Below are 9,501 nucleotides of genomic sequence, written 5' to 3'. Positions count from 1 at the left end.
GGCTCGCGACCTAAAATTTTTAAAATTTTTTCATATTCTTCGTCTGAAATTTTATGTGCCGCTACTACTTTTTTGTCCATTTTTTCGCCCTTTTCGCCGTTAAATTTAGATCCCAATGATAGCTAAAATTTTCTATCATTTCGATTAATCTTCGCCCTTTTTAAGATACTTCTCGTAAAGTTTCGCCTCTTTTAAAAACGCGTAAAATGCGTTAATATTTGCCGTGATAAATCCTTTGCGCCCGTCAAAAAGTGATCTGCGCAAAATGTATGATTTAAAAAACGCAAACGGATAGATCAGCAAAAGCTTCGCAAGACTCGGCTTCTTGCCCTTCTCAAAATCCCCCTGCGCGCGTAGCGTGGAGTAGTTGTTGTTTTTCATAACGAGCTCGGCGATCGGCTTTTCGCTAAAGTGATTAATGCAAAATTTGCTCTTTTTCACCGCACCCTTTACGATCGAAATTTGCGCGTGCACGCCCATATTTTTATACTCGCCGCACTCCTTGCGAAAGAAGCGGATGTGGGTGTTTTTGCGCACGAGACCCGAACACTTGCGCCCGAGCGAGTATTCATGAAATTTAATATCCAGCGCCGAGTAATCGCTCTGGTTCATAAACTCCTCTATCTCGCCTTTTAGCTCAGGACTTACCTCCTCATCGCCGTCGAGATTGAGCACCCATTCGTTGCTACATAGCGAAAATGCGTAGTTTTTCTGCACCCCCTCGCCCTGCCAATCGTGATGGTAAATTTTATCGGTAAATTTACGCACGATTTGCAGCGTGGCATCGGTGCTGCCGCTATCGACGATTATGATCTCGGCAAAATCAGCCACGCTACGTAGCATACGCTCGATGTGGCGCTCCTCATTCATCACTATCGCATAAACGGACGCTTTAATCATAGTTTGTTCCTTATCCTCGTAAATTTCAGCCAAAAATCAAAAAACCCCTCCGTGCCCAAAATACCGATACGCTTTACGGCGTATTTGTCGTCGCCCGCCTCGTAAAGTCCGCGCTTGACGACTACCGCGCCTTTGAAATTTGATCTAGCGATATTTAAAATTTCGTCGTTAAATTTACCGTACGGGTAGGCAAACACCTCGCACGGCCGCCCGCAAATACGCGCTACGCGAGCTTTGGACGTGATGATCTCATCTGCGGCTAGCTGCGGATCGTTCGCGTAGATAAGGTCTAAATTTACGTGGTGCATCGTATGCGCGCCAAACTCCACTAGCCCGCTTGCTTGCATTTTTAAAATTTGCTCCTTGCTCAGCATTCGCGCGAGATGGGTCGTATTAGCGCGCTCCCAGTCGTTTTGCACGGCGTCCGGCACTAAAAATATGCTCGCTTTGAAATCGTATTTTTTCAAAATTTCAAAAGCGCTAGTAAAATTATTTTCAAACCCGTCGTCGAATGTGATGCAAACCGCCTTTTTAGGCAGCCGCTCTAGCGCGATAAGCTCGCTAAACTTAAAGCTGCTAAAGCCGTTTTTCGCAAGCCACGCGATCTGTCTTTCAAAATCAGCGGGCCTTAGCCGCCATTTGTCGAATTTATCGCCCTTATGCTCCTCTACGCTATGATACATCAGCACTCGCGCCTTATGCCAACCCTGCGGGATCCGCCACCAGTTATACCGCAGCGAAACGCCCACCGCGGCGACAAAGATCAGAAACGCCGCAAAATAAATCATCTGAATTTCTCTCCGTTTTTATAGACGAACTCGCACCATTCGTAAGGCTCGCTGTAAAAATCGCTCCGCTCGTTTTTATCTCTTCCGTTTGGTGCGTCGTGACGTTCGCCGCCGCTCTCGCTGCATTTTTCATCAGAAATTTCACCGCAGGCATCTGCGCCAAAGCTCTCTTCAAAGATCGTCTCAAGCATAAATTTTGTCACTCGGGCGGCGTTTGCGATCCTTAGCGTCTTGGCTCTGCCGCGCCGCGCGATGCGTGCGTATTCGCCGCTAGCAAGAAGGCATTTGATCTTTGAAAAGCAATCCGTAGGACCGTCAAAATAAACTATCTCCGAGCCGTCTTCATAAAGCCGCTCAAACCCCGCGATCTTGGGGCTAAAAGTGCAGACGCCGCATCCTAAAAACTGCGCCATGCGGTCGCTCGCGCCGAGCAATTTACGAACACTCGCGCACTCAAGCTCGTCGTCGCGATTAAAATTTATCGCGATCTTTGCAGCCGCGATCTCGCGATGAAATTTATCGCCGAATACGGCAGGCGCGCCGAGACTCGCAAAAATTTTAAGCCTAAGCCCCTCTTTTTCGCAAAAATCGCGCAACAAAAGCGCAAATTTATACCTCACGTCCTCTTGATAATCGCGCGCTATGTAGATCACGTCGGTCGTTTTATCGGCGTCTAGGCGTCTATCAAACGCCGCGTCGGAGATGTTTGGGAAAAAGGCGAATTTCGCGCCGTATCTTGCCGAAAGATCGCGCAGCTTCAGCGCATTCGCCCAAAAAAACACGTCGATGAAACTTAATTTTTCGAAAAATTCCCGTTTTTCTTGCAGATGATCGACGTACCAGATCGCGATTTTAATCTTAGGAAGCGCCGATTTTATCGCCCGCAGCGCGCTAAGACCGATCTTTTCGCCCTTGCCGATTAGAAGCAGATCGGCACCGATGCTTTCGCAGATACGCACGAGCTTGGCGTTCATTTTAGCTAGCCCGCTGTTTTTCAGCCCGCAAAAGCGTAGGCTCCGCTCCCAATCGCGGTAGCTAAAATCATAGACGAAGTGCCCGCCGCGGATGAGCCCGTGGCTAATCTTGCGCTCCATGCCGTAGAAAAAACTGCCGTCGTCGTATTCGTTGAAAATGCCGCAATGCACGATCTTTAGGCTTCGCATAACAGCTCCTCGTAGTAATTTTTAAGCGAGCTAATATAATTTTGCAGCGTCAAAGTTTGCTTGAACTTGGCGTGTTTTTGCGCAAAAACCCGGGCGTATTTGCCGTAAGTGCGGTAAATTTCACCGATCTTAGCGCCCAGAGCTGCCGCCTCGCATAAAAACTCCTCGCTTAAAATTTCCGAAATTCCGCCCACGCGGGTGGATATCAGCACGGGCGAATAAAAAATACCTTCGATCAAAATCACCGGAAAGCCCTCCTTGCGCGAGCTGATGACGTGCAGGTGCGACGTGCTCAGAACCGCCGCAACGTCGTCGCAAAAGCCGCACAGCCGCACGCGGTCCTGCAATTTTAGCGAATCGATTAAATTTTGCAAATTTTGCCTCTCGCCGCCCTGCCCGTAAATTTTAAGCTCGAAATCAAATTTCAGCTCGCTTGCGGCGCGGATCAAAAGATCAAAACCCTTGATCTTATCGAGCCTGCCGACCGCGACGATGCTAAATTTAAAATTTTCCGCCGCCGCGTTTGCGCTCTGTTGCGATACGAATACGCTGCTAGTCTTATTTAGCGATGCGTCCGCATCCAAAGCCCTATCTTGCGACACGCGCGCCTCGCTAGGCGTACCTTGCGACGCAAATGCAGCGCCAGCCATGTTTTGCGACGCGAACGTGCCACTACCCGAGTCGCCACGCTCATCTTTTTTTCTCTCAAGCACCCTATTTGCGGCGCCCTCCGCATCCTTGCAGCGCGCGAAAATTTCATGATTTTCAAACCCCCGCCGCGGCTCTATGCCGAAATATATCACCTTCGCGGCGTGATTTATCGTGGTTGCGACCTTGCGCGAGGCTGCGATGACGTTTCGCACGCGATCAAAAACGGGCGCTTTTCGGTCGTTGTGTTTGGTCGCAACAAGCTTAAGGTTTAGAAATTTTTCAACTACAAAGCCGATCTGCGCGGCTTTGGCGCCGTGCGAATGTAAAATTTCAAATCCGCCCGAGCGTAAAAACCGATAAATTTCAGCGAACAAAAACGGATTGTAGCGCTTGTCGCGGCTTTTGTACTGATAAATTTGCACGCGCGCATCCAGACGCTGCAAAAACTCGCATCTATCGGGCACGATTAGCGCCGCGTGCTCGCTTTTGCAAAGCTCATTTAGCGAGTCGATCACGATCTTTTCGACGCCGCCGTAAAATCTGGAGCAGCAAAGATAGGCGATTTTCATCTATTTCTGCCCTTCTTCATCTTCAAAATGAAGCTCAAAAGCCCCTGCCTGCCGCTAACCATGATGCGCGGAATTTCAAAATTTGAGTAGTGCGGGCGCAACACATCGTTTCGCGTCGTAACGACGCAGCTAAAGCCCGCCTCGCGCGCGCAACGCACGCTAATCTCGTCGTAAAAGCCGAATGGATAGGCAAAGGCGCCGCAAGAGATCTCAAATTTCGCCTCTATTTCGCGCTTTGATTCACTCATCTGGCGCAGCTGCTCTGCCGCACCCAAGCTAGGCAAATTTGCGTGATCCAGCGTATGCGAGCCGATCTCGATAAGCCCGCTTTGCAAAAGCTCACGAACTTCCTCGTCGCTTAACATCTCCTCGCGATTTAGCTCGTCGCTTGATTTTTTCAGATCCTTATCGGTCGCCCAATTCCCGTCAAAGCGCCGGTTCACGATGAAAATCGTCGCCTTAAAGCCGTATTTTTGCAAAAGAGGCAGGGCGCCCGTAAGATTATCGCGATACCCGTCGTCGAAGGTAATGCAAACCGCCTTTACAGGCTTGCTATCCAAACTCGCAAGCTCACTTAGAGTGTAGCTCGTAAAGCCGTTTCGCTTCAGCCACGCAAGCTGTTTTTCAAACGCGGCGGGGGTTACGCGTAGGCGGTTAAATTTAGAGGCGTTCTTTGGCAGATGCTCGCGGATCATATGATACATCAGCACGCGCGGATACTCGTAAGGCAGATCCTTCGCCCACCACGCAAAGCGCAGGCAAAACCACGCAAAAAGCGCCGCAAAAGCCAAAACCGCCGCCGCGTAGATCATCTCTCGATCCTCATGCGATAAGCTAAAAAGCTTAGTATCGTAGCCAGGCTTAGCGCTTCTTTCGACAGATACGCGCCGTGGTCAAACTGGCAATCTATCAAAAGATAAATTAGAAGCGTAAGAACCCCAAACTGCCTGCGTTGAATGCACTCCTTAAAAACGCTGAATAGGATCGCGCCGTAAAAGATAAGCCCGAGCGCGCCGCTATAAAGTAAAATTTCTAAAAATAAATTATGCGGCGCGTTATATTCAGGATGCTCAAGGACCGGGGAGCCCGGCAAATTTATATATGAGCCCAGCCCGTAGCCTAAGATAGGCTTTTCTTGCGCCATTTCTAAAATATAGCTCCAAATCACGGTCCTGCCTGAAGAATCGCCGCTAAATAGCGCGGCTAGCCTTTGCTCAAACGACGGCGAAAGCGCAAGCAAAACGGCAAAAAGTGCGATGAAACCCACCGTGAAAAGTAGGTATTTTTTGTTTAAGCTCTTTAAATTTAGCGTGCCGTAAAACGCGAGCGCACAAAACGCACCGACCCACGCCGCTCTGGAAAATGAAAAGATCATAAAAAAGGCAAACAAAAGCAGAGCCGCAAATTTAAGCGCTAAAGGCCGCCGTATCGCCACCGCGCTAAGGCAGAGCCCAAAGCCCATAAAAAGCCCTAAAATATTGCGGTTCGAAAGCGCTCCGCTAAGACCTCCGCGAACAGAGTCGCTTGAAAAGACGATTGCGTCGCTGCTACTTGCAAACTGATAGATCACGCTCGCCGATAAAATTCCAAGCCCTACGAACAGAAAGGCAAAAACGGCGTTTTCATCAAAAAATTTAAGCTTATAAAAATAACAAAGCGCCAAAAATATCGAGCCGTATCGAAGGACGAAAAATAGGGTGCTCTGCCATGCCTTTTTTGAGATAAGAGCCTCGTTTAAGAGGTTTGAGATCGCTAGCGTCGCCACTAAACAGACGAAGCAGATCGCGATAAATCGCGTTTTTTTCAAAATTTCGCTTAGGATTGCGTAGTTTTTAAAATACAATAGATGCGCCAAAAAGAATAAATTTAGCGCCGCAAAGGAGATCTGATAGACCGCGTTTTTAAAAAACAGCGACGCGCACCAAAGAAGCAGCAGCGTTAAAAATGTAATCCTCCAGCCGCTAGGCGCGCCATTTTCGTAAAAAAATTTTTTCATATTAAACTCTCATAAACCTTTATCGTTTTTTCTACCATCTGCTCTAGGCTGAAGTTTTGCGAAACGTAGCCGTAGCCGTCAAATTTCAGCTCGCGCGCGGGGGCAAACAGCCCCGCCAGCGCCTGCGCGTCGCCTACGTCAAAAAAATAGCCGTTTTCGCCCTCTTTTATGATATCTAGCGCGCCGCCGTGGCGGGTCGCGATCACGGGGCAGTTCAGCGCGATCGCCTCAGCCATCGAACGCCCGAAGCTCTCGGGCTTGCTTGAGGCGCTTACCGTAACCGACGAGAGCGAGTAAATTTCGGCTACCTTGCTCTGCGAACCCGTAAAAATTACGCGCTCGCCCAGTCCAAGCCCCTCTACGAGCGATTTTAGCTCGGAAAAATACTCGTCGCGATCCGCTCTCACACCGCCTACGATCAAAATTTTGAGATTTTGTTCGCTTGCCAAAGCCGCGGCGCGGATCAGGGTTTTGTAATCCTTAATCTGCGTGATGCGCCCCACGGCAGAGACGATGAAATCATCCTGCGCGAGGTTAAAGTTCTGTCTAAATTCCGCGATGAAGCGCTCGTCTAAATTTTTGGGATTAAATTTCGCTAAATCAATACCGCGCGGAATGATCGTGATCTTGGCCGCATCCGTGCCATAGCTTTTCACCACGTGATCGCGCGCATAGCCGCTAGGACAGATGATCGCGTCCGTATCCGTCATGATTTTGCTGTAAAAATTTACGGAATTTATCCCATGCACGGTGCTTACGATCTTTGCTTTGGGGTGAGCAAATTTAACCAGCCACGCCGGCACGCGTGAGCGGACATGCACTATGTCGGGAGCGATCCCACTTAAAATTTTACGCAGCTTTAAAACGCGCGCCGCAACGCTTAGGATATTTTTGGAGCAAACGTCGAGCTGCACGTGCACGCCGCCCTCGTTTTCTATCTTTGGCGCCAATTTGCCGCCGTTACTGATAACGAAATTTTCGATGCCGCGTCGTGCGAACTCCCTATTTAGCTCGACTACGCCGCGCTCGACGCCGCCTTCGTTAAGCTCGGGCAAGATTTGCACGACCCTCATATTTTTATCTCCCTCACAAACGCCCCAAGATCGTACTTCGCGGTCTTTTTTGGCTTCGCACCCTCGTTGTAGCGCCTAGCATGCCCAGTAGAAACGAGAGCGCTTATAAAATCGTCAAATTTATTATGAGCATCTTTGCGCTTTAAACTCAAAATAGCCACGCTCGTGCTCCCGTTAGATACGGCATCGCTTATCATCGAGACGCTGTCCTCGCTGATAAAAACCCACTCGCACTGCGCCAAAAAATCGCCGATCGGATTTACGGGCTCGCGGCCGTAAATCACGCTGTAATCCCAGCCGAGTTTTTCTAGCGCGCTCTCGGTAGCCCGCTGTGTGCGCGGAGAGGTCGTTAGCGCAAACTCGCAGTCCGCAAACTGCGCCCTTACGTTCTCAATCTGCTTTAAAATTTCATCCCCCATCTCAAAGCAGGAATTCGGCCCGCCGATGATAAATCCGATGGATTTGCGATGCGGCCGGTACAGCCCCTGCGGGCGCGAAAAACTAAGCGAGACGGGCGAAATTTTAAGATTTGCGCGCGGCTTTGGGCGATCATGCGCGCCTGCGATGATGACGCTAAAATCCTTGCGGTAGCCCTTCGGATACATCAGCGCTATACTCGGCTTTGCGTATCTGCGCGCATAAAATTTCAGCGCATAATAGGTCGTAGAGCCCGCACCTACGAACAGATCGAAATCTGCGAAATTTAAATTACGATCTGATGCAGCGTCTAAATTTGCGCTATATGATACGGCATCTGAATTGGTGCCATTCGGCGTGGCATCTAGATTTATGCTATCTGATGCAGCGGGGCTGTTTAAAGAGGTATTATTTAAATTTGATCCGTTTTTACGGTCCGTCGCCGTGCCGCCCCTACCGAGATCGCACTTAAAAATTTTAAAATAAAGCCCGAAAAAATCAAGCGCGTAGGAGCAGAGTTTAAGAAACTTGTTTGCGTAAGCGATCTTGCAAATGCAAAACTCAAGACCTCTCAACTCGCAAAATGCGATGCTTTGGTTCTCGTGCCCCTTGCGGCCGTCGCTTAAGATGAGCGCTTTTCGATGCGAATTTTTTGCTGTGGGAGGATTTACGCAGGAGCTTTCGCTGTTTAAATTTAGAGAGCTGCCGCCTGCGTGCCACGCGTAATCTGAGGCACCCGATCTTAAATTTTTACCTCTAAAATTTTCACGGCGCAAAATGTAAGAGGGGCTGCCGCAAATCGATATGAAATTTTTAAAGTTCGAATTTTTATAATCTCGCGCGACGGCGGCGATCGCCATAGAGCTTTCGCGATTTAAAATTTTACCTTCTCGCGCGGCTCTACTTAAATTTTCGACGCTTTGCTCTTTTGCAAAGAGGCGCGAGCCCTGCGGCGCGGATAAATTTCTTATGGCGCCCTGTCTGCTATCGCCTCTTGAAATTTGCCGCGCCATCAGTCCATCTTCCATCGTTTGTGTATCCAAAACCACTGCTGCGGCGCGGTTCGCACGACCTCTTCGAAAATGTCGTTGCACTTTTGCGTGATAAACAGCTCGGCCTCGTCCTTATTTAGCCCTTCAGGTAGCGGCGGAAAATCCTTAATCACGATCTCGTAGCGATTATCCTCTCCGCGACGCGCAAAGATCGGGATCAGCACGGGGCGAAATTTCAAATAAAGCGACGCGATGGTCTTTGTGGTGTAGCACTGCCGTCCAAAAAAGGTCGTAATCAGGCTATTTTTAGGGCCCGGCTTTTGATCGGGCAGAATGCCTACGTTGCGCCCCTGCTTTAGCGCCTGCACGAGCCTGCGCATAGCATCGTCCTTGTAGATAAGATCGTTGCCGTAGCGCTCGCGAAACGGCGCCACGAGCCGCTCTTCGATCAACTCATTATCGCTGCGACGCCCGACTACCGAGACAGGAAAGCCATTGGCGCCGAAAAAATTAGCTAGAATTTCCCAATTTCCAAAATGCGCCGTAAAAAATAAAATCCCATGCGGATTATCACCTTTTAGCTCTCGGACGCGCTCTAGCGCCTGCTCGCCGTTTGAAATCAGATCATCAAATTTTAGTCTACCATTGTAAAATAAAAGCGTGTCGGTAAGCGTTCTAGCGATACTGCGAAAATTCTCGATCGCAAGAGAGTGAAGCTCACTTTCGCTTTTTTGCGGATAGGCGGCGCGAAGGTTGTCTTGTGCGACTTTAACGCGCCTACTAAGCTTCCACGATGCAAAAAGTGCGAGCTTGTCGAAAAATGCGAATATGAAGCTTTTCGGCGCGAATTTTGCAAATTTTATCAGACCCAGCGCCAAAAAATATTGGATTCTTTCCTTCATAAAGACCTCGTTTTAAATGCGAGATTATATTGAATTTTGGCTAATTAGTA

General features: G+C 49.2%; 9 protein-coding genes. All 9 read right to left on the bottom strand.

What is annotated here, in order from left to right:
• Nucleotides 1–144: 144 nt before the first annotated feature.
• From QZ176_RS04215 to QZ176_RS04175, 9 genes are read right to left on the bottom strand one after another with little or no spacing between them, the layout of a single operon-like run.
• Entirely contained in the window at nt 145–900 is a 756-nt protein-coding gene (locus QZ176_RS04215) for a glycosyltransferase family 2 protein (RefSeq protein ID WP_295151426.1), read from the bottom strand.
• The gene (locus QZ176_RS04210; protein WP_295151425.1) at nt 897–1,688 is read right to left on the bottom strand and encodes a polysaccharide deacetylase family protein; all 792 of its coding nucleotides are present in this window, start codon (nt 1,686–1,688) and stop codon (nt 897–899) included. Before QZ176_RS04210 ends, QZ176_RS04215 begins: the two co-directional genes overlap by 4 nt.
• Entirely contained in the window at nt 1,685–2,851 is a 1,167-nt protein-coding gene (locus QZ176_RS04205) for a glycosyltransferase (protein WP_295151424.1), read from the bottom strand. The genes QZ176_RS04210 and QZ176_RS04205 overlap by 4 nt, the downstream gene beginning before the upstream one ends.
• Entirely contained in the window at nt 2,839–4,071 is a 1,233-nt protein-coding gene (locus tag QZ176_RS04200; protein WP_295151423.1) for a glycosyltransferase, read from the bottom strand. Before QZ176_RS04200 ends, QZ176_RS04205 begins: the two co-directional genes overlap by 13 nt.
• Nucleotides 4,068–4,883 carry a polysaccharide deacetylase family protein gene (locus QZ176_RS04195; protein ID WP_295151422.1) on the bottom strand — a complete coding sequence of 272 codons (816 nt, stop codon included), beginning with the start codon at nt 4,881–4,883 and terminating at the stop codon, nt 4,068–4,070. Before QZ176_RS04195 ends, QZ176_RS04200 begins: the two co-directional genes overlap by 4 nt.
• Nucleotides 4,880–6,067, bottom strand: a complete 1,188-nt coding sequence (locus QZ176_RS04190; RefSeq protein WP_295151421.1) for an O-antigen ligase family protein — start codon at nt 6,065–6,067, stop codon at nt 4,880–4,882. Before QZ176_RS04190 ends, QZ176_RS04195 begins: the two co-directional genes overlap by 4 nt.
• Nucleotides 6,064–7,140: a glycosyltransferase family 4 protein gene (locus tag QZ176_RS04185; RefSeq protein ID WP_295151420.1), complete on the bottom strand. Its 1,077-nt coding sequence runs from the start codon at nt 7,138–7,140 to the stop codon at nt 6,064–6,066. The genes QZ176_RS04190 and QZ176_RS04185 overlap by 4 nt, the downstream gene beginning before the upstream one ends.
• Nucleotides 7,137–8,600 carry an ELM1/GtrOC1 family putative glycosyltransferase gene (locus tag QZ176_RS04180; protein ID WP_295151419.1) on the bottom strand — a complete coding sequence of 488 codons (1,464 nt, stop codon included), beginning with the start codon at nt 8,598–8,600 and terminating at the stop codon, nt 7,137–7,139. Before QZ176_RS04180 ends, QZ176_RS04185 begins: the two co-directional genes overlap by 4 nt.
• Entirely contained in the window at nt 8,570–9,451 is an 882-nt protein-coding gene (locus QZ176_RS04175) for a lysophospholipid acyltransferase family protein (protein WP_295151418.1), read from the bottom strand. Before QZ176_RS04175 ends, QZ176_RS04180 begins: the two co-directional genes overlap by 31 nt.
• Between the last annotated feature and the right edge of the window lie 50 nt (nt 9,452–9,501).

The organism is uncultured Campylobacter sp. (assembly GCF_905373215.1).
Classification (GTDB): Bacteria; Campylobacterota; Campylobacteria; order Campylobacterales; family Campylobacteraceae; genus Campylobacter_B.
This window is presented reverse-complemented; position numbering and strand designations above follow the sequence as displayed.